The sequence below is a fragment of the Pseudomonas sp. SCA2728.1_7 genome (assembly GCF_018138145.1).
GTDB lineage: Bacteria > Pseudomonadota > Gammaproteobacteria > Pseudomonadales > Pseudomonadaceae > Aquipseudomonas > Aquipseudomonas koreensis_A.
The window spans coordinates 1,558,369-1,584,676 of sequence record NZ_CP073104.1; the positions used below are offsets into that span (position 1 = coordinate 1,558,369).

General features: G+C 57.1%; 19 protein-coding genes and 1 pseudogene. 17 read left to right on the forward strand and 3 right to left on the reverse strand.

Annotation, left to right across the window (positions count from 1 at the left end; all coding sequences use genetic code 11):
* Position 1: 1 nt before the first annotated feature.
* Both astA and KBP52_RS06930 read left to right on the forward strand, forming a co-directional pair.
* Entirely contained in the window at positions 2–1,036 is a 1,035-nt protein-coding gene (gene astA, locus KBP52_RS06925; RefSeq protein ID WP_077572158.1) for an arginine N-succinyltransferase, read from the forward strand.
* A gap of 167 nt (positions 1,037–1,203) precedes the next feature.
* Positions 1,204–2,073: an oxaloacetate decarboxylase gene (locus tag KBP52_RS06930; protein ID WP_212622453.1), complete on the forward strand. Its 870-nt coding sequence runs from the start codon at positions 1,204–1,206 to the stop codon at positions 2,071–2,073.
* Between the two features lie 133 nt (positions 2,074–2,206).
* Here KBP52_RS06930 and KBP52_RS06935 read toward each other — a convergent pair whose 3' ends face one another.
* The 3 genes from KBP52_RS06935 to KBP52_RS06945 form a co-directional block, all read right to left on the reverse strand.
* A complete protein-coding gene (locus tag KBP52_RS06935) occupies positions 2,207–2,509 on the reverse strand; it encodes a hypothetical protein (protein ID WP_212622454.1) in 303 nt (100 codons plus the stop codon).
* Between the two features lie 670 nt (positions 2,510–3,179).
* Positions 3,180–4,418, reverse strand: a complete 1,239-nt coding sequence (locus tag KBP52_RS06940; RefSeq protein WP_212622455.1) for a M20/M25/M40 family metallo-hydrolase — start codon at positions 4,416–4,418, stop codon at positions 3,180–3,182.
* Between the two features lie 214 nt (positions 4,419–4,632).
* The gene (locus KBP52_RS06945; protein WP_077572152.1) at positions 4,633–5,706 is read right to left on the reverse strand and encodes a diguanylate cyclase; all 1,074 of its coding nucleotides are present in this window, start codon (positions 5,704–5,706) and stop codon (positions 4,633–4,635) included.
* A gap of 177 nt (positions 5,707–5,883) precedes the next feature.
* On the opposite strand from KBP52_RS06945, the gene KBP52_RS06950 reads away from it, so the two are divergent.
* The 15 genes and pseudogenes from KBP52_RS06950 to KBP52_RS07020 all read left to right on the forward strand — a co-directional run bounded on the left by KBP52_RS06950 (position 5,884) and on the right by KBP52_RS07020 (position 26,088).
* On the forward strand, positions 5,884–7,338 hold the full coding sequence (locus KBP52_RS06950) for an NAD(P)/FAD-dependent oxidoreductase (protein WP_212622456.1): 1,455 nt from the start codon (positions 5,884–5,886) through the stop codon (positions 7,336–7,338).
* 21 nt (positions 7,339–7,359) lie between these two features.
* Positions 7,360–8,286 carry an alpha/beta fold hydrolase gene (locus KBP52_RS06955; protein WP_123593962.1) on the forward strand — a complete coding sequence of 309 codons (927 nt, stop codon included), beginning with the start codon at positions 7,360–7,362 and terminating at the stop codon, positions 8,284–8,286.
* 132 nt (positions 8,287–8,418) lie between these two features.
* Positions 8,419–9,918, forward strand: a complete 1,500-nt coding sequence (gene glcD, locus KBP52_RS06960) for a glycolate oxidase subunit GlcD (RefSeq protein WP_212622457.1) — start codon at positions 8,419–8,421, stop codon at positions 9,916–9,918.
* Entirely contained in the window at positions 9,918–10,967 is a 1,050-nt protein-coding gene (glcE, locus tag KBP52_RS06965) for a glycolate oxidase subunit GlcE (protein ID WP_212622458.1), read from the forward strand. Before glcD ends, glcE begins: the two co-directional genes overlap by 1 nt.
* A 2-nt stretch (positions 10,968–10,969) precedes the next feature.
* Positions 10,970–12,190 carry a glycolate oxidase subunit GlcF gene (gene glcF, locus KBP52_RS06970; protein WP_212622459.1) on the forward strand — a complete coding sequence of 407 codons (1,221 nt, stop codon included), beginning with the start codon at positions 10,970–10,972 and terminating at the stop codon, positions 12,188–12,190.
* Positions 12,191–12,278: 88 nt separating this feature from the next.
* The gene (locus tag KBP52_RS06975; RefSeq protein WP_212622460.1) at positions 12,279–13,658 is read left to right on the forward strand and encodes a VOC family protein; all 1,380 of its coding nucleotides are present in this window, start codon (positions 12,279–12,281) and stop codon (positions 13,656–13,658) included.
* 431 nt (positions 13,659–14,089) lie between these two features.
* Positions 14,090–14,605: an Hcp family type VI secretion system effector gene (locus tag KBP52_RS06980; protein WP_007919523.1), complete on the forward strand. Its 516-nt coding sequence runs from the start codon at positions 14,090–14,092 to the stop codon at positions 14,603–14,605.
* A gap of 91 nt (positions 14,606–14,696) precedes the next feature.
* Positions 14,697–16,739: a type VI secretion system tip protein TssI/VgrG gene (gene tssI / locus KBP52_RS06985; RefSeq protein ID WP_212622461.1), complete on the forward strand. Its 2,043-nt coding sequence runs from the start codon at positions 14,697–14,699 to the stop codon at positions 16,737–16,739.
* A complete protein-coding gene (locus KBP52_RS06990; protein WP_175554714.1) occupies positions 16,729–17,466 on the forward strand; it encodes a DUF4123 domain-containing protein in 738 nt (245 codons plus the stop codon). The genes tssI and KBP52_RS06990 overlap by 11 nt, the downstream gene beginning before the upstream one ends.
* Positions 17,466–22,151 carry an RHS repeat-associated core domain-containing protein gene (locus KBP52_RS06995; protein WP_212622462.1) on the forward strand — a complete coding sequence of 1,562 codons (4,686 nt, stop codon included), beginning with the start codon at positions 17,466–17,468 and terminating at the stop codon, positions 22,149–22,151. Before KBP52_RS06990 ends, KBP52_RS06995 begins: the two co-directional genes overlap by 1 nt.
* 6 nt (positions 22,152–22,157) lie before the next feature.
* Positions 22,158–22,445, forward strand: coding sequence for a barstar family protein (locus tag KBP52_RS07000; RefSeq protein WP_175554716.1), 288 nt, complete (start codon positions 22,158–22,160; stop codon positions 22,443–22,445).
* Between the two features lie 64 nt (positions 22,446–22,509).
* Positions 22,510–23,439: pseudogene (locus KBP52_RS07005) on the forward strand (RHS repeat-associated core domain-containing protein); the annotation flags it as partial.
* Positions 23,436–23,867, forward strand: a complete 432-nt coding sequence (locus KBP52_RS07010; RefSeq protein WP_212622463.1) for a hypothetical protein — start codon at positions 23,436–23,438, stop codon at positions 23,865–23,867. The pseudogene KBP52_RS07005 and the gene KBP52_RS07010, both read left to right, overlap by 4 nt.
* Positions 23,868–24,030: 163 nt before the next feature.
* A complete protein-coding gene (locus KBP52_RS07015; protein ID WP_150752176.1) occupies positions 24,031–24,432 on the forward strand; it encodes a hypothetical protein in 402 nt (133 codons plus the stop codon).
* Positions 24,433–24,702: 270 nt separating this feature from the next.
* Positions 24,703–26,088, forward strand: coding sequence for an IS4 family transposase (locus KBP52_RS07020; protein ID WP_212622464.1), 1,386 nt, complete (start codon positions 24,703–24,705; stop codon positions 26,086–26,088).
* Positions 26,089–26,308: the final 220 nt, after the last annotated feature.

Consider the following 26,308-nt stretch of genomic DNA (forward strand, 5'->3'; position numbering starts at 1 on the left):
CATGATTGTCCGCCCGGTCAAAGTCAGCGACCTGCCAGCCTTGATGGCGCTGGTGCAACAGGCCGGCCCGGGGTTCACCACCCTGCCGGCCAACGAAGATCGCCTGTCCCACCGGGTCCGTTGGGCACAACGGGCGTTCGCCGAACAGGTCGAACGGGCCGACGCGGACTATCTGTTTGTGCTCGAAGACGACGACATGCGCGTGGTCGGCGTCAGCGCATTGGCCGGGGCGGTCGGCCTGCGCGAGCCCTGGTACAACTATCGGGTCGGGTTGACCGTGAGTTCGGCGCCGGACCTGGGCATTCAACGGCAGATACCGACACTGTTCCTCAACAACGAACTGACCGGCCAATCGGAGCTGTGCTCGCTGTTTCTCGGCCATGATCAGCGTCACGGCAGCAATGGCCGCTTGTTGTCACTGGGGCGTTTGCTGTTCGTTGCCGAGTTCCCGCACCTGTTCGGTGAGAAGATGATTGCCGAACTGCGCGGCAGTGCAGATGAACACGGTTGTTCGCCATTCTGGGACAGTCTGGGCCGGCATTTCTTTCAAATGGACTTCAGCCATGCCGATCACTTGTCCGGGCTGGGCAACAAATCGTTCATCGCCGAACTGATGCCGCGCCAGCCGCTGTATACCTGCATGCTCACCGAACAAGCCCAAGCGGCGATCGGCCAGGCACACCCCAATACCGAACCGGCGCTGAAAATTCTCCAGGCCGAAGGGTTTACCCACAAAGGCTACATCGACATCTTCGACGGCGGCCCGGTAATCGAAGCGCCGGTGCGCAATATCCGCACCGTACGCGAAAGCCTTGAGCTGACCCTGAGCCTCGGCAGCCCGGATGAACAGGCGCCGCTGTGGCTGATTCACAACCGGCGCCTGGAAAACTGCCGCATCACCGTCGCCCGCGCCCGCCGTGTCGGTAGCAGCCTGGTGATCGACCGCCTCACCGCCAAGCGCCTGCAACTGCAACCGGGCAATTCGGTGCGCGCGGCGATGCTGCCCAATCAACAGCAACAGGCGGTGGCGGCCTGACAGTCATCACCGCAAAAAGGTAAATCCTTTCAGCAAAAGGGTCCGCGACAACCTGTCCCTTGCAAATTCGTCATGATCATTGACCCATTCGCGTGATAGCCTTTTCATTCTTCGGCGTTGACACCTTTGTTCAAGCCTTTCCATTCCTTTGTATTGGTGGAACTCGTATGACCAGGCTTTCCCATCAAGATTTGCGCCGTAACTTCCGTCAACTGCTGGCTTCCAACACCTGCTATCACACGGCGTCGGTGTTCGATCCGATGTCCGCGCGCATTGCCGCTGACCTGGGTTTTGAAGTGGGGATCCTCGGCGGTTCCGTGGCCTCGTTGCAGGTGCTCGGTGCCCCGGACTTTGCCCTGATCACCCTCAGCGAGTTCGCCGAACAGGCCACCCGCATCGGCCGCGTCGCCCAATTGCCGGTGATCGCCGACGCCGACCACGGCTACGGCAACGCCCTCAACGTGATGCGCACCATCGTTGAACTGGAACGCGCCGGCGTCGCCGCCCTGACCATCGAAGACACCTTGCTGCCAGCACAATTCGGCCGCAAATCCACCGACCTGATCACCGTTGCCGAAGGCGTCGGCAAGATCCGCGCGGCGCTGGAAGCCCGGGTTGATACGGAAATGGCGATCATCGCCCGTACCAACGCCGGCATCCTGCCGAATCAGGAAATCATCAGCCGCACTCGCCAGTATCAGGCGGCCGGGGCTGACGGTATCTGCATGGTCGGAATTCAGGATTTCGATCAGCTCGAACAAATCGCCGAACACCTGACCGTACCGCTGATGCTGGTGACCTACGGCAACCCTGCACTGCGCGACGACAAGCGTCTGGCCGAACTCGGTGTGCGCGTGACCATTGATGGCCATGGCGCTTACTTTGCCGCGATCAAAGCGACGTATGACAGCTTGCGTGAACAGCGGCAGATCTTTACCCAAGCGTCCGATCTGAGCGCGACCGAGTTGACGCACACCTATACACAACCGGAGGAATACATTCTCTGGGCCAAGGAATACATGAGCGTCAAGGAGTGATGGGTTGGCCGGGCTGACGCCATCGCGAGCAGGCTCACTCCTACAATTGATCAGTGTTGAACACAAATGCTGTGTGCACTGAAGATCCAATGTAGGAGTGAGCCTGCTCGCGATAGCAACAGCCGCTACACCGCTAAACCGGCGTCTTGTAAGCCTCCTCCCGCTGCACCGCCCGCGCCTGAATCACATTCAGAATCGCACAGCCCTCGCGCATCAACAGATGCATCGCGCTGGTCACCCGCGTCAGATCACAATCTGAAATGCCCTTGAGGTTGAGACTGGCAAAGGTGTCAGCCAGATCGCGCACAACCACAAACCGGTGCATCGCACAGGCGGCCATGTCGCTGAGTTCTGAGTGGGTGTTGAGGAAGAGCACCGGGGATTCGGCGTCGTAGGTGTCGATGGGGAGGAAACGGGGCATTACTTGGTCGGTCATAGAGTTCACTCCAGAAAGGTCAGGTTCTGTATTCGACCGGCCAAGATCGTCGCAGAGTTTTCTGCGAGCCGAGACTATAAGAGCAGCGCTCAACGGCTGCAACGAGAGCTTCTGTCGGAATTTTCGGTATTTTTTGTACGGCGTCCGCGCCTTCCACTTTTCCCACAAAAGCCCCTCACCCTAGCCCTCTCCCAGAGGGAGAGGGAACTGATTGGGGGATGCTCGGGAGCTACGCCCACCTGTGGCACCGCGCTGAATCCGATTTTGAATTCAAAGTTAATCTTTCAGGTCGCCGTGTTAATCACAAACAACACGGTCAGTCCTCCCCCTCGGGATAGGAAACTGATTGGGGGATGCTCGGGAGCTACGCCGACCTGTGGCACCGCGCTGAATCCGATTTTGAATTCAAAGTTAATCTTTCAGGTCGCCGTGTTAATCACAAACAACACGGTCAGTCCTCCCCCTCGGGAGAGGAAACTGATTGGGGGATGCTCGGGATCTACGCCGACGTGAGAGATCGCGTTGAATGCAAATTTGAATTCAACTTGATCTGCCGGTTGCCACATGGACCACAAACAACGCGGTCAGTCCCCTCTCCCTCTGGGAGAGGGTTAGGGTGAGGGCAAATGCACCTGACACCCCACCCGCATCAGTCACGCCACAAACCCACTCACTTGCCTTTGGCCAACTCCATAATCATCCGCGACAACAGATAAATCCGCGGCGCCACGCTCGCCACTTCGGCGTATTCCTCTGGCGTGTGAATATTGCCGCCAACAATCCCGAAACCATCCAGCGTCGGCGTGCCAACCCCGGCGGACAAACTCGCATCCGCCGCGCCGCCACTGCCCTCCTCGGTCAACTTGCGGCCAATCTCGCCGTAAATCCCCTGGGCCATGGCCATCAGACGGTCCGACTCCGGCGTCTGCGGCATCGGTGGCAAGCCGCGCTGCAACGAAGTCTTCACTTCAGTTTCAGCAATCAGCTTGTCCTGCGACACCCGCGCCAGATCCTTCTCGATCCGGTCGAACTCCTCCGGCACTGCCGCGCGCACGTCAGCCTTGGCCGTGGCTTGATCGGGAATCACGTTGGTGCGGTCGCCGGCCTTGAGCACGGTGAAGTTGATGGTGGTTTTCTTCGCCTCATCGCCGAGTTTGCCCAGTTGCAGAATCTGGTGCGCGGCCTCCATCGCGGCGTTGCGCCCCAGTTCCGGCGCGACACCGGCGTGCGCGGCTTTGCCCTTGACCTCGACCAGCGCCGTCGCGCTGCCCTTGCGCCACACCACCAAGCCATCAGCCGGGCGCCCCGGCTCAAGGTTGAGGGTCACGTCGTGCTGTTTGGCGGTTTTCTTGATCAGGTCGGTGGCGACGTCCGAGCCGGTTTCTTCACTGGCGTCGAGCAGGAAGGTGATTTGCGCGTAGTCCTTGAAGTCGAGGTTTTTCAGGACTTTCAGCGCATAGATCCCGGCGACGATGCCGCCCTTGTCATCCATCACCCCCGGCCCGTAAGCACGGCCGTCCTTGATGTGGAACGGCCGCTCGGCCGCCGAACCTTCCTTGAACACCGTGTCCATGTGCGCCATCAGCAGGATTTTTGCCTTGCCAGTGCCTTTCAGCGTCGCCAGTACATGGTTGGATTTTTCCGGCGTGTTCGGTACCAGTTCGATGGTGGCGCCGAGTTTTTTCAGTTCATCGATAGCGATGTCGCTGACTTGCTTGAGGCCCGGTTCATAGCCGGAACCAGAGTCGATGTTGACCAGCCGCTCCAGCAATTTCAGCGCTTCTGGCTGGTACTGCTCGGCATCAGCGAGTACTTGTTTGTGCGGCTCGGCAAACGCGTGGGCAGCGGAGAAAGCGAGAGACAAGCCGAGGCTGACGGCCAGCAGGGAGCGAGAAAATGAGAACGTCATGAAGCGATCCTTGTTTCGCGTCGGGGGGATTTAACCGTACCCGACATCGGCGCGAGGCTCTACACCGAATGCGACACTGATCTAACCGACAACACACAAACCCTGTGGGAGCGAGCCTGCTCGCGAAGGCGTCGTGTCAGGCGATATCAATATTGACTGACCCAGCGCTTTCGCGAGCAGGCTCGCTCCCACAAGGGATTTGTGGTGATGCGGATCAAACCGAATCCAGCAATGTCCGGCGGGGCTTGCCATCGCAATTGCAGATGACCCGGTTACGCCCGCTCGCCTTGGCCTCGTACAGCGCCTGATCGGCATCATTGAGCCAGCGCGTCGCGTCGGCATGCGCCGGATCGTAAGCCGCGAGGCCAATACTCAAACTGACCTTCAACGCCGGATTCTGCTCATAACCCAGAATCGCAAAGCGCTCGCGCAACGCTTCCATGGCTTGCGCGGCGTTGAACAGCGGCAGATCCGGCAAAATCACGCAGAACTCATCACCGCCATAACGCCCGGCAACGTCTGTCGCCCGCAGGTTTTGCTTGAGCAACTTGCTCAACTGCCGCAATACGATGTCGCCGGCAACATGGCCGTAGGTGTCGTTGATCGCCTTGAAGTGATCGATGTCGATCAACGCAATCGCTGCGCCCTGCTTCTGCCGTTTACAGCGCTGAAAAGCAATCTCCAGTTGATCCTTCCAGGCGCCGTGATTGAGCAACCCGGTCAGGCTGTCGGTGCGGCTCAGGGCAAGCAATTCGCGTTTATGTCGACCGAGGGTGTAGGCCTGGCGAAAGCAGATCCAGCCCAGCGCCAACGGGTACAGCAGCAGTAACGGGAAACAGGCGTACATTTGCGCAGGCGTGGTCTGCGGAACGAAGGCCGGAGCAAAGACCACCAGCCCGACGCCAACCCCGAGCAACTGCGCAGCAGAGCCTGCCAATAGAAAACGTGAACCGCCGATAGCGACGTTGTTCATCGCCATCATCGAAATGGTCGTGGCCGTGGGCAGCGGATTGAAATGCATGGCGGCAAGCCAAAAGCCCCCGAAAAAGGCGTCGATCAACAGATTGCGGTGTTCAGCGTGGTAAGGAACCCGGGCGCGGCGCGCCCATTGAAACGCCAGATGCGGCCAGACCAAGCCGTTGAAGAACATCAGCGCCCAGACCCACAGCGGCGGATCGAGCGAGTACATCGCCACGCTCACGCACACGAGCCCCAGAATCAACCCGAGGATGCGCGATGTATAAAGCCTCCTGGCCAATGAAAGTCCCTTTCCTCCGGTATTTCCCATAAGGACCTCGATCACGCACACCGCAGGACGGATGTGCTGGAAGTCTAACAGGGCGACGTTAAATAGCCATCACCGGCCAGCGGGCTGAATAGAGCGACATCAGGGCCGCACACAGTGCAAATATTTGGCTATACATGAAAGGAGCAAAATGGAAAAACAACTATAAGAAGGAGGCCCATGCACACCTATCACGTGTTGATCATCGGCAGCGGTTTTGGCGGTCAATGTGCTGCGGTCAACCTGCTCAAAGCCGGGATCGACGATTTTCGCCTGCTGGAGCGAAGGGACTTTTTTGGCGGCACCTGGTGCCAGAACACCTACCCTGGCGCAGCAGTGGACGTGCCGTCGCCGCTGTATTCGCTGTCGTTCGCACCGTACCGCTGGTCGCAGATGTTCGCCGGGCAGGCCGAACTGCAGCGCTACACCGAACATGTCATCGAGGAATTCGGTTTGCGCGAACGCGTTGAGCTGGAGGCCAATGTCGAGCGCGTCGAATGGGACGACACGGAAAAACGCTGGGCCGTGCATACCGCCAGCAAAGGCACCTTTTATGCGCAGTTCCTGATCAATGCCACCGGACCATTGAGCCAACCGGTCATCCCACACTTCCCCGGCCAGGATCGCTTTCAAGGCAAGACTTTTCATACGAACAATTGGGATCACAGCTACGACTATCGCGGTAAACGTGTGGCCATCGTCGGCAGCGGCGCCAGTGCGGTGCAGGTGATTCCAGCGATTGCGCCGCAAGTCGATCATCTACACGTGTTTCAGCGCACGCCACACTGGGTGCTGCCCCGCGCCGATCGCCAGTTCGGGCCGCTGCAACGCTGGCTGCTCGGCCGCAAACCCGCCTACAAGCTGTTGCGCTGGCTGATTTACTGGCAATTCGAAACCCGGGTCATCGCGTTCAAATACTCGAAAGCGGCGATTCACATGGTCCAGCAGCACGCCCTGCGTTTTCTCAAACGCCAGGTACCGGACCCGGTCCTGCAAGAAAAACTCACCCCGGACTTCACCATCGGCTGCAAACGGGTACTGGTGTCCAGCACCTATTACCCGGCGCTGAGTCGCGCCAATGTCACCTTGCATACCCGCGAACAAGGCATCGCTTCCATCGACGAAACCGGCATCAACACCGAGGACGGTCAGCACATCGATGTTGATCTGATCGTCTGGTCGACCGGTTACGACGCCACCGACGGGGTGATTTCCTACCCGGTCAGCGGAAAAAACGCCGTGCAACTCAGAGAGGTCTGGGCGCAATACCCGCGCGCGTATCTCGGCACCAGCCTGCCGGACTTTCCCAACCTGTTTATCGTCACCGGGCCCAACACCGGCATTGGGCACACCTCGGCGCTGTTCATCATCGAATCGCAGATGAACTACATCCTCGACTGCATTCGCACCGTGCAGGCCAAAGGCCTGCGCAGCATCGAAGTGCGCCCCGAAGCGGAACGTACCTACACTGAGATGATTCATCGGGAGATGGAACGCACGGTCTGGAAGTCCGGCGGCTGCCACAGTTGGTATCAAAGCAAGAGCGGTCATGTGATCGCAATGTTTCCCGGCTTCAGTTTCAGCTATCACCGCTTGACCCGGGCGCTGAAACCGGCCGACCACATTCTGTCCTGAACACGTAAAAGGAAGACGTCGATGCTTTTGCTGTTTGTCGCCCTCGCGGTTTTCGTGGCCTGGAGCTGGTTGAGTTATCCGGCGGTCGGCCATTGGCTGTACGACTTGAACATGGCCATCGAGGCCAAGTTGTACAAATTGCACAAGATCGAAGTGCCGATCGCCGAGATGACCGTCTCGACCTGGCAAGGAGGGCCGTACGAAGCGGCCAGCGCGATTCTGATGCTGCATGGCTACAGCGCCGACAAGAACCTGTGGCTGCGCTTTTCCCGGCACTTTGTGCGCCAGTATCGGGTGATCATCCCGGACCTCGCCGGCCATGGTGAAACCGGCTTCAAGGCGGGCGGCGGCTACGACATTCCGTTGCAGGCCAAACGCATGATCCAGTTGCTCGACGTCTGCGGCGTGGAGAAAGTCCATGTGATCGGCAACTCGATGGGCGGCTATATTGCCGCGTGGCTGGCGGCGACTTATCCCGACCGCATCGCTTCGGTGGCATTGATCGATCCGGCGGGCGTCACCGCGCCCGAGGCCAGCGACATGGAGCGGCATCTGGCGCGCGGGCATAACCCGTTTCTGATCAATTCCCGGGAGGAGTTTCGCCAGTTTTACGCGATGACCATGGAATCGCCGCCGTGGGTGCCGAACCTGGTGCTGGACGCCATCGCCCAGCGCTACGAACAACAACGCGATGAACTGGAAGAGATCTTCCGCGATTTCCGCGCCAGCCCGCCGATGGAGCCGAAACTCGCCGACATCAAATGCCCGGCGCTGTTGCTCTGGGGGCGCAAGGATCGGCTGATCGATGTCAGCAGCGTGCCGGTGTGGAGCAAGGGCATCGCCAATCTGCGCGTGGATGTCTGGGATCACGTCGGGCATATGCCGATGGTCGAACAGCCGGGGAATACTGCGCGGCTGTATCGCGAATTCCTCGGAAGCCAGAAATGACACTCAACACATCCTGTGTAGGAGCTGCCGAAGGCTGCGATCTTTTGATTCTGCTTGTAAAAAACAAGATCAAAAGATCGCAGCCTCGTTTCACTCGACAGCTCCTACAAAGTGACGAGGTCTGAGGTTTAGATGAATATTCTTTATGACGAACGCCTCGACGGCCCGCTGCCGCAGGTGAACAAAGCCGAATTTCTCAAGGCCCTGCAGCACGCGCTGCCTGACCTCGACATTTTGTGGCGTGAAGAAGAACTCAAACCCTACGAATGCGACGGCCTCTCCGCCTACCGCACCACGCCGATGCTGGTCGCCCTGCCCCGTCGACTCGAGCAAGTGCAAAGCCTGCTCAAACTCTGCCATCAGAAGAACGTCCCGGTGGTTGCCCGTGGCGCCGGCACCGGCTTGTCCGGCGGCGCCTTACCGCTGGAACAGGGCCTGCTGCTGGTAATGGCGCGCTTCAACAATATCCTGCACATCGACCCCGCCGCGCGCACCGCGCGGGTTCAACCGGGGGTGCGCAATCTGGCGATTTCCCAGGCAGCGGCGCCGTTCGGCCTGTATTACGCGCCGGATCCATCGTCGCAGATCGCTTGCTCGATCGGCGGCAACGTCGCCGAAAACGCTGGCGGCGTGCATTGCCTCAAGTACGGCCTGACCGTGCACAACCTGCTGAAAATCGAAGTGCTGACCATCGAAGGCGAACGCCTGACCCTCGGTTCGGATGCCCTCGACTCAGCAGGTTTCGATTTGCTCGCGTTGTTCACCGGTTCCGAAGGTTTGCTGGGGATCATCACCGAAGTCACGGTCAAACTGCTGCCCAAACCGCAGGTCGCGAAAGTCCTGCTGGCCAGTTTCGATTCCGTGGAAAAGGCTGGTCGCGCGGTCGCCGAAATCATCGCGGCGGGGATCATTCCCGGCGGTCTGGAGATGATGGACAACCTCGCCATTCGCGCCGCTGAAGACTTCATTCACGCCGGTTACCCGGTCGATGCCGAAGCGATTCTGCTGTGCGAACTCGACGGTGTCGAAGCCGATGTCCACGACGATTGCCAACGGGTGCGCGAGGTCATGACCGCGGCCGGCGCCACGGAAGTGCGTCAGGCCCGCGACGAAGCCGAACGCGTGCGGTTCTGGGCCGGACGCAAAAATGCCTTTCCGGCCATTGGCCGTTTATCACCTGACTATTACTGCATGGACGGCACCATCCCGCGCCGCGAATTGCCCGGCGTCCTGCAAGGCATCGCCCGCCTCGGCAAAGAATACGGTTTGCGCGTGGCCAACGTGTTCCATGCTGGCGACGGCAACATGCACCCGCTGATTCTGTTCGACGCCAACCAACCCGGCGAACTGCATCGCGCCGAAGCCTTGGGCGGCAAGATCCTTGAACTGTGCGTGCAGGTCGGCGGCAGCATCACCGGCGAACACGGCGTCGGCCGCGAAAAAATCAACCAGATGTGCGCGCAGTTCAACAGTGACGAACTGAGCCTGTTTCATGCAGTAAAAGCCGCGTTCGACCCGCAAGGCCTGCTCAACCCCGGCAAGAACATTCCGACCCTGCACCGTTGCGCCGAATTCGGCGCGATGCACATTCACGCCGGGCAACTGCCATTCCCCGAACTGGAGCGCTTCTGATGGCCGATGTCGACGCCGCCAGCGCCCTGCTCGATCAGGTCAACGAGGCGCGGGCCAACGCCACGCCGCTGAAGATTCAGGGTGGCAATAGCAAAGCCTTCCTCGGCCGCGAGGTGGCCGGCGAAGTGCTCGATACCCGCGCCCACTGCGGCATCGTCCGCTACGAGCCGACTGAACTGGTGATCACGGCGCGCGCCGGCACGCCGTTGTCCGAGCTGCTGGCGGCGCTGGACGCTGCCGGGCAAATGCTGCCGTGCGAGCCGCCGGCATTCGGTGAAGGCGCCACTGTCGGCGGCATGATCGCCACGGGTTTATCCGGGCCTCGGCGGCCGTGGTCGGGCTCGGTGCGCGACTTCGTCCTTGGCACGCGGGTGATCACTGGCCTCGGGCAGCACCTGCGTTTTGGCGGCGAAGTGATGAAAAACGTCGCCGGTTACGACCTGTCGCGGCTGATGGCCGGCAGTTACGGCTGCCTCGGCGTGCTCACCGAAGTGTCGCTGAAAGTCCTGCCCAAACCGCGCCAGTGCCTGAGCATTCGCCTCGACATGGAATGCGCGCGGGCGCTGGCCAAGCTTGCCGAGTGGGGCCAGCAACCGCTGCCAATCAGTGCCGCCTGCCACGATGGCCAGAGCCTGTATTTGCGTCTTGAGGGCGGCGAAGGTTCGGTGACGGCGGCGCATCAACGACTCGGTGGTGAGCCGCTGGATTCAGGGTTCTGGCGGGATCTGAATGAGCAGCGTCTAGGGTTTTTCAACGAGGGTCTGCCGCTGTGGCGCTTGTCGTTGCCGAACAATCTCGGGCCACTGGATCTGCCCGGCGAGCAACTGATCGACTGGGCCGGGGCACAACGCTGGCTGAAATCCGACGCGGCGCACATTCATATTCTCGCTCAGGAACTCGGCGGCCATGCCACCTGCTTCAGCCACGGCGCCAGCTCTTCGCCGTTCCAGCCGCTGGCCTGGACACTGCTGCGCTATCACCGACAACTCAAGGCGCAACTCGACCCGCAAGGGCTGTTCAACCCCGGGCGCATGTACGCGGAGTTCTAGCCATGCAAACCACCCTCAGCGAACAATCGCGACAACTGCCCCGCGCCGCCGAGGCGGAAAAGATTCTGCGCACCTGCGTGCATTGCGGCTTTTGCAACGCGACCTGCCCGACCTATCAATTGCTCGGTGATGAACTCGATGGCCCGCGCGGGCGCATCTACCTGATCAAGCAAGTGCTCGAAGGCGCGCCGGCAACGGCGCAGACACAACTGCATCTGGACCGCTGCCTGTCGTGCCGCAACTGCGAAACCACCTGCCCGTCGGGCGTCGACTATCACAACCTGCTCGACATCGGCCGCGCGGTGGTCGATCACGCGGTGCCACGCCCGGCGGCGCAGCGTCTGTTGCGTGAGGGCTTGCGCGCATTGGCGCCGAATCCGGGATTGTTCAAAGGCTTGCTGCGGGTGGGCACGACGTTCCGGCCGCTGTTGCCGCGTTTGCTTGAAAGCAAACTGCCGCAGCACTTGCCGGTTAACGGCTCGCGCCCTGCCCCTCGCCACGCCCGTCGCGTGTTGTTGCTGGAAGGCTGCGTGCAACCGGGGTTGTCGCCAAACACCAATGACGCCACGGCGCGGGTGCTGGATCGCTTGGGCATCAGTGTCACCCCGGTGGCCGAGGCCGGGTGTTGCGGCGCATTGGACTATCATCTCGACGCCCAGGCCAAAGGCCTCGACCGCGCCCGGCAGAACATCGATGCCTGGTGGCCGCACCTGCAAAACGGTGCCGAAGCGATTGTGCAGACCGCCAGCGGTTGCGGTGCATTCATCAAGGATTACGGGCATTTGCTGGAAAACGATCCGCTGTATGCGACCAAGGCACAGGAAATCAGCGAGCGGACGGTGGATCTGGTGCAGATACTCGCGCAGGAACCGCTCGAACAGATCTGCGCCGCCACTGAACGGCGGATTGCCGTGCATTGCCCCTGCACGTTGCAGCACGCGTTGAAACTGGGCGGCGCGGTGGAAGCCGTGCTGACGCGCCTCGGTTTCAATCTTACCGCCGTGCCCGACGGCCATTTGTGCTGCGGCTCGGCGGGCACCTATTCGCTGACGCAACCGCTGCTGGCCCGGCAACTGCGCGACCACCGCCTCAATGCGCTGGAGAGCGGTCGCCCAGAGCTGATCGTCACCTCCAACGTCGGCTGCCAGAGCCATCTGGCCAGTGCCGGGCGCACGCGGGTGATGCACTGGATCGAACTGGTGGATCAGTCGTTGGCAGAATGAAGTTCGTAGGATTCTTCGTTTGCCCGCGTGCGAGAAGGCTGCGATCTTTTCCCTCATCCATTCCGTGACCGTGGCAGGAATTTTTTTCATGACCGTGCAGCCGTTCGTCAGCCCCGACCTGATCCGCCAACGCTTCTCCAAAGCGATGTCCGACATGTACCGCGAAGAAGTGCCGCTGTACGGCGCGCTGATGCAATTGGTGGAGCAGACCAACCGCGAGGTGCTTGCACGTCAGCCGGACATCGCCCGGCAGCTCGATAGCACCGGCGAAATCCAACGGCTGGACATGGAGCGTCATGGCGCCATTCGCGTCGGCACCGCGACGGAACTGGCCACCCTCGCCCGCCTGTTTGCGGTGATGGGCATGCAACCGGTGGGTTATTACGACCTGACCCCGGCGGGCGTGCCGGTGCATTCCACAGCGTTTCGCGCGGTGCATGAACAAGCACTGCAAGTCAGCCCGTTTCGGGTGTTTACGTCGCTGTTGCGCCTGGAGTTGATTGAGGATGCGCAACTGCGCGCCTTTGCCGAATCGGTATTGGCCAAGCGTTCGATATTTACCTCGGAGGCGTTGCGCCTGATCGCGCAGGCTGAAAACGCGGGTGGATTGAATGAAAGCGAGGCCGAGGCATTCGTCCTACAGGCATTGGAAACCTTTCGCTGGCATCACAGCGCCACGGTTACTGCCGCGCAATACCAGACTTTAAGCGCCCAACACCGCTTGATCGCCGACGTCGTGGCGTTCAAAGGCCCGCACATCAATCACCTGACGCCGCGCACGCTGGACATCGACCGCGTCCAGGAGCAAATGCCAGCCCATGGCATCACCCCGAAAGCGGTCATCGAAGGCCCGCCGCGCCGGCAATGCCCGATCCTCTTGCGCCAGACCAGTTTCAAGGCGCTGGACGAGCCGATCGCCTTCACCGATCAGAACCAGACCCGTGGCAGTCACAGCGCGCGTTTCGGCGAAATCGAACAGCGCGGCGCGGCACTCACGCCCAAAGGTCGGGCGCTGTATGACCGTTTGCTGAATGCCGCACGCGATGAACTCGGCGACTTTCCCAACGAAGCCAATGCCGCACGCTACAACGCGCTGATGGCTCAGCACTTTGGCGAATTTCCTGACAGTGTCGAGGGTATGCGGAAACAAGAGCTGGCGTACTTTCGCTATTTCGCTACGGAAAAAGGGCTGGCTGCTGGAGGGCTTGGGCAGTCGTCTCTGGAGGACTTGTTGCGCGATGGTTATGTGAAAGCGGAACCGTTGGTGTACGAAGACTTCCTGCCGGTGAGCGCAGCGGGGATTTTTCAGTCGAACCTTGGGGATGCGGCGCAGGCGCACTATGGCGAGCACTCCAATCGGCAGGCCTTCGAGCAGGCGCTGGGGCGCGCGACCATTGATGAGTTGGGGTTGTATGCGGCGACGCAGCAGCGTTCGATCGATGAGTGCCTGACACAACTTGCGCGTTGAAAAATCAAAAGATCGCAGCCTTCGGCAGCTCCTACAGGAAAAATACATTCCAAATGTAGGAGCTGCCGAAGGCTGCGATCTTTTGATCTGAAAAACTTGAAGCAGCCGCCTCGACCAAATGATGGCGCGTGGCCATTGTGCGCAAGAAGTTGCGCACTTGTTTTGCAAAAAAACCTGATAAAACCGCTGAAAGCCACGTCGTACAAGGCCTGCAGCCAAGTGCGCAAGAAGTTGCGCAGTACTGCGCAACTTCTTGCGCACTTTTGCCTTGAGCGAGCGCTTTATTTCGCACAAGCGCCTGAAAAATCAGTCAAACACCCCGGCCCGTATGGCCGCCACAATTGTTGGCACGCTCCTTGATAACAGTCAGGCACCCACCGGGCGATTTCGCCTCCCGGGCACCTTAAATTATTCCGCAAGGAGAGCACCCCATGGCAACACCAGCGTACATGTCGGTTACCGGCGAAAAACAAGGCCTGATCACTGCAGGCGCTTTCACCGCTGACTCCGTAGGCAACACCTACCAGGAAGGCCACGAAGACCAGGTTATGGTTCAGGCTTTCAGCCACGACGTGATCATCCCGCGTGACCCACAATCCGGTCAGCCAACCGGTCAGCGCGTTCACAAGCCAGTTGTGATCACCAAGGTCTACGACAAGGCTTCGCCTCTGCTGCAAGCCGCTCTGACCTCCGGCGAGCGCATGAGCGAAATCGTTATCCAGTGGTTCCGTACTTCTGCTCAAGGCACCCAAGAGCACTACTACACCACCAAACTGGAAGACGCGATCATCGTCGCCATCAACAACAAAATGCACAACTGCCAGGATCCAGGCAACTCGCACTTCACCCACCTGGAAGAAGTGCAGTTCACCTACCGTAAAATCACTTGGACCCACGAAGTATCCGGTACTTCGGGTTCCGATGACTGGCGTGCTCCAGTCGTTTAATTACGGCTGATCGTTACAAGCATCGGCCAGCTCTGCTGGTCGATGTTGTTTTCGCAACTCCAGATTTTTGTGACAGCACGAGGAACAAGGGATGTTCGCGCCGGCCAATGAAACCCACTTTGCCCTGACCATCGAAGGTCTTTCTGCTGACTTTCAGGTATTCACCCTGCAAGGTCGCGAAGCCATCAGCCAGCCTTTTGTGTTCGAGGTGGAGCTGGTCAGTGAGCAGCCGTCGCTGGACCTCGAAACCCTGCTGCACAAACCGGCCTTCCTGCAGCTGTCGCCCGACGGCAGCGGCATTCACGGCCAGATCTACCGCGCCGCGCAAGGCGATTCCGGCAAACGCCTGACCCGTTATTCGGTGACCCTGCGCCCGCAACTGTCCTACCTGGCGCATCGCGTCAACCAGCGCATCTTCCAGAACCTCAGCGTGCCGAAAATCATCGGCAAGGTCCTCGAAGAGCACGGTATTCAAAGCAACGCCTACGAATTCAAGACCGGTTCGATCTATCCCGAGCGCATCTACTGCGTGCAGTACGATGAATCGGACCTGCATTTCATCCAGCGCCTGTGCGAGGAAGAAGGTATTCACTACCACTTCGAGCACACGGCAACGGCGCACAAACTGATCTTCGGCGATGACCAGACGGTGTTCCCGAAACTCAAGCCTGTGGCCTATCAGCAAGACTCCGGCATGGTCGCCAGCGACCCGGTGATCAAGCGCTTCGACCTGCGCCTGGAAACCCGTACCAGCCGCACCACCCGTCGCGATTACGACTTCGAAAAACCACGCCTCACCCTCGAAAGCGAAAACCGTGGCGACGCCCTGCCCGACCTCGAAGACTACGACTACCCGGGTCGTTTCATCGACCGCGAGCGCGGCAAACACCTGGCCAAGCGCGCCCTCGAACGTCATCGCAGCGACTTCCAGTTGGCCGAAGGCAAAAGCGATCAGCCATTGCTGGTCAGCGGCCACTTCCTTGCGCTCACCGCGCACCCGAAAGCCAAGTGGAATGACCTCTGGTTACTGACCGAAGTCCACCACGAAGGCAAGCAGCCGCAAGTCCTCGAAGAGTCGGTAACCAGCGACACCACTGCACTCAAAGACGATTTCCATCAGGGCTATCGCAACCGCTTCCAGGCCACGCCGTGGGACGTGCCCAACCGCCCGCCCCTGCGCCACCCGAAACCGCGCATCCTCGGTAGCCAGAGCGCCGTGGTCACCGGCCCGAAAGGCGAAGAGATCCATTGCGACGAATACGGCCGCGTCAAAGTGCAGTTCCACTGGGACCGCGAAGGCCAGGCCGACGACAAAACCAGCTGCTGGCTGCGCGTCTCCAGCGCCTGGGCCGGCGCCCAGTATGGCGGCATCGCCATCCCACGCATCGGCATGGAAGTGCTGGTCACCTTCCTTGAAGGCGACCCCGATCAACCGTTGATCAGCGGCTGCCTGTACCACAAGGAAAACACCGTCCCCTATCCACTGCCGGCGAACAAGACCCGCAGCACCTTCAAGACCCTCAGCTCCATGGGCGGTGGCGGCTACAACGAACTGCGCATCGAAGACAAAAAAGGTCAGGAGCAGATCTACCTGCACGCCCAGCGCGACTGGGACGAAAACGTCGAGCACGACCAGAAAATCCGCGTTGGCAACGAACGCCACGACACCGTCGAAAAGAACAGCTACAGCGAATTCAAGGCCGAAGAACACCACACCGTCTACGCCGACCGCAAAGTCGAAACCCGCGCCAACGACCACCTGACCGTCGGCGTCAATCAGCACATCAAGATCGGCACCGGCCAGTTCATCGACGCCGGCCAGGAAATCCACCTCAGCAGCGGCATGAAAGTGGTGATGGAAGCCGGCGCAGAGCTGACCCTGATCGGCGGCGGCAGCTTCATCAAGATCGACGCCGGCGGCGTGACCCTGAGCGGCCCGGTGATCAACATGAACTCCGGCGGCAGCCCCGGCAGCGGCACGGGCGCCGCCCCGCTGATGCCGGGCATCCTGAAACAAGCCGACGCCGACAAGGCCGGCCAGGTCCTGACCCCGGCCCAGATCAACACCCTCAAACGCAACGCGCCGTTCTGCGAAGAATGCGAAAAATGCAAGGCAGGTGCCTGTGCCATCTGATCGAATTACGCCCAAGGATTGGCTGGCGCAACAGCCGTTGCAGACTGGCGAGCGTTTGTATCTGGTTATTAGTGCGGCGAGTGATTCCGACGCACTGAAAAACCTCTATCTCACCGAACCCACCGCCCAGCTCATCCCGATCTGGGGCGGCACGCCCTACTCCACCTGGCAACCGGTGATGCCCTACGTCACCGAGCTCAAAGCCAATTCGGCATTCTTGCCGTGGATCGCTGAAACCGATGCTCTCGATTGGGGATGGTTGGCGGTGTCGCGTTCCGAGCCGAATGAAGTGTTCGAGCATCTGCGCAGTCTGACGCAGGTGAAGATGCCGGACGGGACCGAGGTGTTTTTCCGGTTTTGGGATGGGCGGCATATCTATCCGATTCTGCATGGGCTGGGGGAGAAGGCTGGGGAAGTGATGTCGATGTTTGAGCGGTATCTGATTAATGGGCAAGCGCTGGAGGTTGGGACGCGGGTTGTGCCGAAGGTGAAAGATTGGCCGTGGTGGGAGGTGCCGAAGCCGTTACTGGATGGCTTAGCCAAGGAAAATCCGACGACGCTGATCAGCAACTTGATGCAGTGGCTGGAAGAAGACCGTCCGGACATTTACACCGCTTGGCCCGAAAACAACCTGAAGCTGAAAATCAGCCGTTTCGTGCGCCGTCCGGACGCACCGAAAAACCTTAAAGAAGCACTGTTAAACCACCTGATTCTGGAGCAAGGCTGATGGTCGCAAAGGAACGCATTGCCTTCGTTGACAACCAACTGAAGAATTTCAAGAACAGCCTGACGATTTACCAGAAGCAAACCCATTCCTGGTACGCAAGTCTGGCTGATGAAGTCAGCCACAAGACCGATAAACCTTCCCTGCTGGGTATGGAACGGATCCTCAAAGCCGGCAGATCCTCGACCGCGGTAAGCATGACAGATGACAATTTCAGCGTCGTGGCTCAATGCCCGCTGAAAGGCCCTATGCTGATCGAGAGCAAATTCGAATCTCTTTATGATATTCCCGTGGGGAATATTGAAGTCGAGATCGTTCCAGAGGGTGGCGGCGCCATCAACAAGGTCAAGCTTGATGCTCAGGGTAAAGCCAGTTGGTCAGGTGGGGTCCCGGGTAAAAAATACGTAATCCGTGTTCATAACGAAGTAACGCCAGCGCAGATTGACACACTGTTTGACTCGTACAAGGGACTCAACAGTGAACTCGAAGGTTTTCTGCGCAACAAATGGACCGGGCCTGGCGGATATCGCCAGCAGTGGTCAAGCCTATCTCTTTCCGGCACGGTCATGGCTATTGGTAGCGGCATCCTTGACGGTGGTTGGGAGGCAATTAAAGGCGTTTGGGATGGGATCAAACTTGTCCTGGATATCCTTCAGGACCCCGGCAAGTTTGGTAAAAAACTCGGCGAAGGTGCACAAGAGCTTATCGAAGTAGCAAAAACCGCCCCTGAAGTCATGAAAAAGGCCATGCTTTTGGCCAGTGACGAAGCAGCGCTTTTCCTGATGATGCATACAGCGGTTATTTGGCTGGCTAGCTTGCCCCCAATGAAAACAGCAGGTGATGCCGCGAAAATGACTACGGCGGCAGTCGTCGGCATTGCCATCGATATCGTCATCTCGATCGTTTTGACGGTGGCCGCTGAAGGAACTGGCCTGATTTATCTGGTCGCACGCATAAAGAAATATGGAGAAATCGTCCTCAACGCCGTAGTTAATTTTGTTAAGTCGATCTTCGAAATTATTAAGGGCTTCATGGCATACGTTACCAAGTATGTTCCAGTTGCGGCGCGCGGAATAGGAAGGCAGATTAAGCAAGGAACAGTGCAAGTTCGCTTCGATGGAAAATCGAATGCTCGGATAGGAACTGCGGCGCACGCTGACGATGCATCTAGACAAGCCACGACCCCCGCTAATAAAAGCGCGGAGCCTGTGTCCTGTACGCGCGTCGACAAGTGCCCGGTTTCGATGGTTACCGGCGAAGAGTTATTGACGCTGACCGACGGTCAACTCGACGGGCTACTGCCATTTGAGTGGACGCGTCTCTACAGAACCAGCGCGGTGGAAATCGACTGCGGCTTGGGTTATGGCTGGAGCCATGCCTTGGCTCATCGCATCGAAATCAATGGCGATGAAGTCACCTGGACCGACCACGAAAACCGCTCAACCCCCTTCCCACTTCCAACCGAACAACGCCCGGCCATCACCAACAGCCTCTCGCGCGCGGCAATTTTCCTCGGTGACGATCCATCGGAACTGATTCTGGCCCAAGCCGGCAAGCGACCATCGTTCTACCACTTCCGCTTTAACAGCAAAGGCGCCACCCTGATCGCCATTAGCGACAGCTATGGCAATAGACTGCACGTCACACGCGATATCCATGGTCGTATCAAACGCCTCGACAACGGCGCCGGTCGCGCCTTGCTTCTGCGCTACGACCGAAAACACATCGTCGCGATCGACTATCAGCAGTTCCTGCCCGCGGATAATCTGGAAGACGCCTGGAATACGGTGCAAACGCTGGTCACCTACAGCTATGACACTCAGCATCGTCTGATCGAGGCGAAGAACGCGGCCGGTGAAGCCGAACATTATCGCTACAACGAACAGCACGTCATTCTCGAGCGGCAACTGGCGGGCGGCGCTGCGTTCTACTGGGAGTGGGAGAACGAAGGCAAACTGTCTCGTTGCACACATCACTGGGCCAACTTCTCGCAGATGGAGGCGCACTACGCCTGGGATGACAAAGGCAGCGTGACTGTCACCAACGCCGACGGCAGCGAAGAGGTGTACACCCACGATGATCAGGCACGACTGATCAGCAAGATCGACCCGGACGGTGCCGAGCATCTCAAGGCCTACAACGACAAAGGCCAATTGATCGCGGAAAAGGATCCGTTGGGTGCCGTCACCGAGTACCGCTACAACGACAACGGCTTGATGACTGCCGTCATCCCGCCGGAAGACGAAGCCACCACGTATGAATACGTCAACGGTTTCGTCAGTGATGTTCATCGCGGCAAAGCCAGTTGGAAGTACCAACGCAACCGTCAAGGCGATATCACCCAGCAAATCGATCCGGACGGCAATGCCACGCTATACAGCTACGACGGCCAGGGGCGTCTGCTGGAGATTCGCCACCCGGACGGCAGCCGTCATCAACTCGGCTGGAACAACCTCGGCCAGTTGCTGGAAGAACGCCTACCCGATGGCGGCCAGCGCAAGTATCGCTACGACGCGCTGGGTCGGCAGATTACCCGCCAGGAAGAGTCCGGCGCCATTACCCAATACCAGTGGGACGCCGCTAATCGCCTCGCCCAAGTTACACTGCCGGGCGGTGCAACCCGTGCGTTTACCTATAACGCCTACGGTAATGTCACCGCTGAACGCGATGAACTCGGCCGCATCACTCGGTACGAATACGCCGACAACCTGCATCTGGTCTGCAGCCGCATCAATCCGGACGGCAGCCAACTTCGCTATCGCTATGACAACTCTCGTCTGCTGCTGACTGAAATCGAAAACGAGCGCGGCGAGCAATACCACCTCGACTACTACGCGAACGGCCTGATCCAGCAGGAAACAGGCTTCGACGGTCGTCGCACGGCTTACGAGTATGACCTCAACGGCCAACTGCTGAAGAAAACCGAGTTCGGCGACGATGGCAGCGAACTGGTCACTGAGTATCAGCGCGATGCGGCTGGCCGGCTGCTGGTGAAAACCCTGGCCGATGGCGAAGAAATCCACTACAGCTACGACGCCCTCGGTCGCCTCGTAAACGTCGATGACGGCAACTGGCCGCTCGCCTACAAATACGACCTGCAAGACCGCCTCATCGAAGAACACCAAGGTTGGGGCACCCTGCGCTACGAGTACGATAGCGTTGGTCAGCTCAAACACTGCCGCCTCCCTGACGGCAGCAAACTCGATTACCGTCACCAACCGGGCGGACAACTGAGCAGCATCGACCTCAATGGCTCGCGCCTGACCTCTCACCAGTTCAGTGCTGGGCGCGAACAAAAACGTCAGCAAGGTTTGCTGCTCAGCCAATACCAGTACGACGAACAAGGCCGCCTGCAAGCCCACACTGTTGGCCAGCGAGACAAGAACCTGTTCCAGCGTCGTTATAATTACGATGCCAACGGCAACCTCGCTGGCATTGATGACAGCCGCAAAGGCAATCGCAGCTACCACTACGACCCGCTCGATCGACTCATCAGCGTGCGCGGTGCTACTCCGGAAAGCTTCGCCCATGACCCGGCGGGCAACCTGCTGGGCCAAAACAATGAAGGCACAGCAAACCTCGCCAACGTCAAAGGCAACCGCCTGCTGATGCAGGGTGATCGTCACTACGAGTACGACGCGTACGGCAACCTGAGTCGCGAACGCCGTGGCACAGGACAGAAACTCGTCACCGAGTATCGTTACGACTGCCAGCACCGCTTGATCGGCGTTAGCCTACCGGGTGGCAGCACTGCAACCTACAAGTACGATGCCTTCGGTCGACGTATAGAAAAAACCGTCGACGGCCACATCACCGAATTCCTGTGGCAAGGCGAACGCCTGATTGCCGAAAGCGCCGAAAACCGTTACCGCAGTTACATCTACGAACCGGGCAGCTTCCGCCCATTGGCGATGCTCGATGGCGAAGGCCCACGTAAAGCAACGCCGTTCTATTACCAACTCGACCACCTCGGCACACCGCAGGAGCTCACCGACTACAGCGGCGAGATCATGTGGTCGGCGAAGTACCGAGCCTACGGTAATCTCGCCGCGCTGGACGTCAGCGAGATCGATAACCCGTTGCGGTTCCAGGGTCAGTATTTCGATGCCGAGACAGGGTTACATTACAACCGGCACCGCTACTACAATCCGGGAACTGGACGGTTTTTGACTCCGGATCCGATCAAACTTGCAGGTGGTTTGAATAGCTACCAGTACGTGCCGAACCCTACGGGGTGGGTGGATCCGTTGGGGCTAGCAAGTAAAGAGTGTGATGAGCCTGAACCCTATAACAACTCCGCTCATAACGCCGCCAAATACGAAGCCATGAAGCGTGATCTTAGAACGACTGAGGCTGCGAATCCCTTAGTCGAAAGTTTGCGGGCCACTGGTGATCTTCCCCCAAATTACGTTACAAAAGCTCAGGCAACACAAAGCGGATGGAAAAAAGGTAAAGCAGTCAACAATAGCGTTCCTGGCGGGCAGCTAGGCGGTGATGTTTTTTACAATGATACAAACGTACTTCCTTCAGCCCCCGGCCGAACCTGGTATGAAGCTGACGTCGGTCTCAATAACACGATGTCGCGGAGCAATCAGCCGGGGACCAGGCTACTCTACTCAGATGACGGACTCCTCTACATAACTAGTGATCATTACGAAACTGTTACCCCTATTGGAAAGTGGAAGTGAATCAAAATGATAGTTGAGCTTGATGGATTGTCCATCTCATCTGAGCAAGAATTCCATAAGCGGATAGCGTCTGCTTTTTCTGTTACTCAATACTATGGAAATAATCTTAATGCGCTTTGGGATCTACTCAGCACCGATGTAGAGCGCCCAATTGAATTAATTTGGACAAACTCAAAACATTCAGAAGAACTAATGGGCGACTCATATAGAAAAATATTAATTATTCTTGATCGAGTCAAAACTCAAGATGAAAACTTTGGACTGGATGAGAAATTTAGTTACCAACTGAAATAGTAAAGCTGTAAACGGGGAGCAGACCACGTTTTATTTTGTCTGAAGGTGGTCTGTCCCTGAATAACACCGCAGCTACATCTACGAACCTGGCAGTTTCCGCCCATTGGCGATGCTCGATGGCCCACGTAAAGCCACGCCGTTCTATTACCAACTCGACCAACTCGGCACACCGCAGGAGCTCACCGACTACAGTGGTGAAATCATGTGGTCGGCGAAGTACCGAGCCTACGGTAACCTCGCAGCGCTGGACGTCAGCGAGATCGATAACCCATTGCGCTTCCAGGGTCAGTATTTCGATACCGAATCAGGGTTACATTACAACCGCCACCGCTACTACAATCCGGGGACTGGACGGTTTTTGACGCCGGATCCGATAAAGTTAGTCGGTGGATTGAACGGTTACCAATACGTGCCGAATCCAACGGGCTGGGTAGATCCGCTAGGTTTAAATTGTACGCCAGGACAATGTCCTGATGCCGAGCCTCCCAAATGGACTGAAAATTCAGTATTTAATAAATACCCAAAGAAAACGGTCATAAAAACCTCTGGGCCAGAGGAACAAGCCGCTTTCCTACAAGAACATTTGCCTGGACTGCCTAAGGAGCAGGCTCAAATGATCCTTGAACAATCGTATAAAAAAGGAACGTCCGTTGTCATCGGCGGAAGTCGAGTAAGGGGGGACAGTCACCCCGGTAGCGACTTGGATGTTGGATTCGGAGATGTCAATGCAAATAAAGCCGGCAAAATACTTAAAGACCTTAAAAAATCATTTGAGGGAAAGGAAGGCTTTTTGTCGCTCGAAGAAACTAAAATCGCGCCCGGCAACAAAACTGCATCCATTGAAGAAATAAAATCTCCAGAAGAATTTTTCCAACGCTCAGGTAAACGTTCTAAGCAGGATCAGAAAGCAGGTGAAGCTTATAGACCATCGGGTTCAATAACGCTTAAAGAGGATGGTACGATCACGCTTATACCACCTGGAGAATTTCCATGATTTTTAAATCAGCCGGCACAGAAGTCAATCTAAACACGGTCACTTACAGGAGCCTTGGCTTCGGTGAGAAATCAATTCTCGAAACAAAAAAATACGAAATGACGATAAACAACGATGAGTTCCCGGAAAACTTCATCAACCATGCAAACTCTTTTATTGCCGAATGCAAAATTGATGACTCTGAGCAAGGCTACGCTGACATTCCCGAACTAAAAAAAATAGGCTACCCAGCCTTTAATGAAATTTTAAACGACCATCACAACTTGGCTGCCAGCCTTATAAAAGATTATCTTTACTTCGAGCTTTTTTACTTCCTATTCCCCAACTCAAGAGAACTTAAGTTGGTTATTAACAGTATCGAAGACATAAAATCAGATGGAAGATCAATTACAATCACGGGCGACACGTATCCAGTTCAGAAAATTTAGAAAATCAAACCTACAACTCAAATGAGAAAAACTACAATTGTAATGACAAAAAAACCAGAAAAGGGGATAGATTTATTTTCTACAAACTGAAAATAAATCCGCCACTTTTTTCTGTATTATTGGAATCTTTGCCTGTCTAACGCGCGAGAACTGAAGATCCTCAATGAACTACCTAGAAAAAGAAATCGATTCGGCATTATCAGAGCAGAACTTAGCGCATGAGAAATTACGCGAGAATGAACTATCTAAATTGATCATGAAGCTAACGGCATCATTTTTTTCTTCTGAAACAAAGGGCCTCGACCCTTTTTACTTGAGGAAGCCACAAAAAAAACACGATCCAGACTTCTGGAAAAAAGTAAACACTCTCGAAAATTTTGAGAACCCCTTCCTAATAGTTCAAGACAGTAAGATTCACGCTTGGAAACTAGTGACCTCTGCAGATCTTAAAACGCTATTTTTCGAATCGACTGGATTCCCATTCTGGATAGTCGACGACAACTTCGAAGTGCTAATCTATATGGACGATCATGATTGCGTTCATACCAGTTATAGCACTCAATAAACACAAATCGACTCTAGGTAACCGAAAGAAATAAAACGGGGACAGACCACGATTCCTTATTTTAAACGGGGCAGATCAGACAAAAATGGAACCGACTAAAAGCAAAAAGGGGACAGATTTATTTTCTACAAACTGAAAATAAATCTGTCCCGAATGGCACTTACTTAACAGCTAACCACCTGATCTGAAAGCAAAAAATGAAGAAGGGCTGGTCTTGGTCTACGGTGATAGTTGCGAACACACCCCGACAAACCAAGGACACAGCCCCAAATGGATCGTAGACGTGAAATTCTTCAGCATCAACAGCAACGTTTTCATCGACACGCTTCGGACTGCGATGCCTATGCGTTTTTCAATCTCCTCACGTCTCCCGATCTCTTACAACGCGTCGAGTCTGAACTGCCAGAACATCGGGAACGCCTGTTTCCGCCAATTGAAACGTTGTCTATGTTTCTGGCTCAAGCAATGAGCGCCGACCGCTCCTGCCAGAATGCTGTGAACGACCTGTCGATTAAACGGTCATGTGGCGGCATGAAACCCAATAGCACTCGCACGGGCGCCTACTGCAAAGCCAGAAAACGCCTGCCTGTGGAAATGGTTTCCACGCTGGTCAGGCACACCGGTGCTTCGATAAGTGATAACGCACCCTCGTCGTGGCGCTGGAGGGGACGGCCGGTGCGGCTGGTGGATGGCACGACGGTCAGCATGCCCGACACAGCGGCTAATCAGGACGCCTATCCGCAATCTCGCGGCCAGAAAGTCGGTCTTGGTTTTCCGTTGTGTCGAGTGGTGGGCATCGTCTGCCTCTCCAGCGGCGCCGTTTTAGATGCTGCCCTTGGGCGTTTCCGAGGCAAGGGCGGCGATGAACAGACACTGCTCAGATCAATGCTAGACACGTTGAAAACAGGTGACATTTTGTTGGGCGATGCTTACTACGCTACCTATTTCCTGCTGTGCGAGTTGCAACGAAGAGGTGTCGATGGCGTGTTCGAACAATATGGCGCTCGACGGCGCAGCACGGACTTTCGCTTGGGTCAAAGTCTCGGTTCGGAAGATCATCTGATCGAATTGAAAAAGCCTGCAAGAAGACCACTGTGGATGAGTCAGGCGCATTACGAAAAGGCGCCTGAAAGACTGACCGTGCGGGAGTTGAAGGCGGGTGGGAAAACTTTGGTCACCACGTTGCATTGCCCAAAGCAGACACCTAAAACAGCCCTGAAATCGCTGTACAAGGGGCGATGGCATGTTGAACTGGATCTGCGCAATCTCAAAGCTACGCTGGGGCTTGGAAAGTTAAGCTGCAAAACCCCAGGCATGGCAGTAAAGGAGTTATGGGTCTATCTGTTAGCTCACAATCTGATCCGAATGCTGATGGCACAATCGGCTCTGTTAGCTGACTGTTTACCTCGCGAACTGAGCTTCAAACACAGCCTTCAGCTATGGCTGGCGCTGCGACAATATGGCAGCCCCGAAGACGAGGATGGCCTGTCAAACTTATTGACGCTGATCGCTCAAAGGCGCGTTGGAAACCGACCTGGTCGTATCGAGCCGCGAGCCATAAAACGAAGACCTCAAGCCTACCCCTTACTGACCAAATCACGTCGGTCAGCAAGGGCAGAGGTCAGAAAAAACGGGCACCCAAAACATGTTAAGTAAGTGCCATTCAAATCTGTCCCCTTTTCTTATTATATCGCGTGTTTTGATGGAGAGGATCTTTCTGGGCAGCCCCATGTGTTGATAATTCATGCTTATGCGTCAGAGGGCTGGGAACTTCACGCCACCTACGCTAGCTTCGATAAGTGGCTAGAAGAAGCCATGGTGCAAAATGCCGAGTGGCTCAACGAGGACTAAAAACTTTAATCCCGACAAGCCTGGT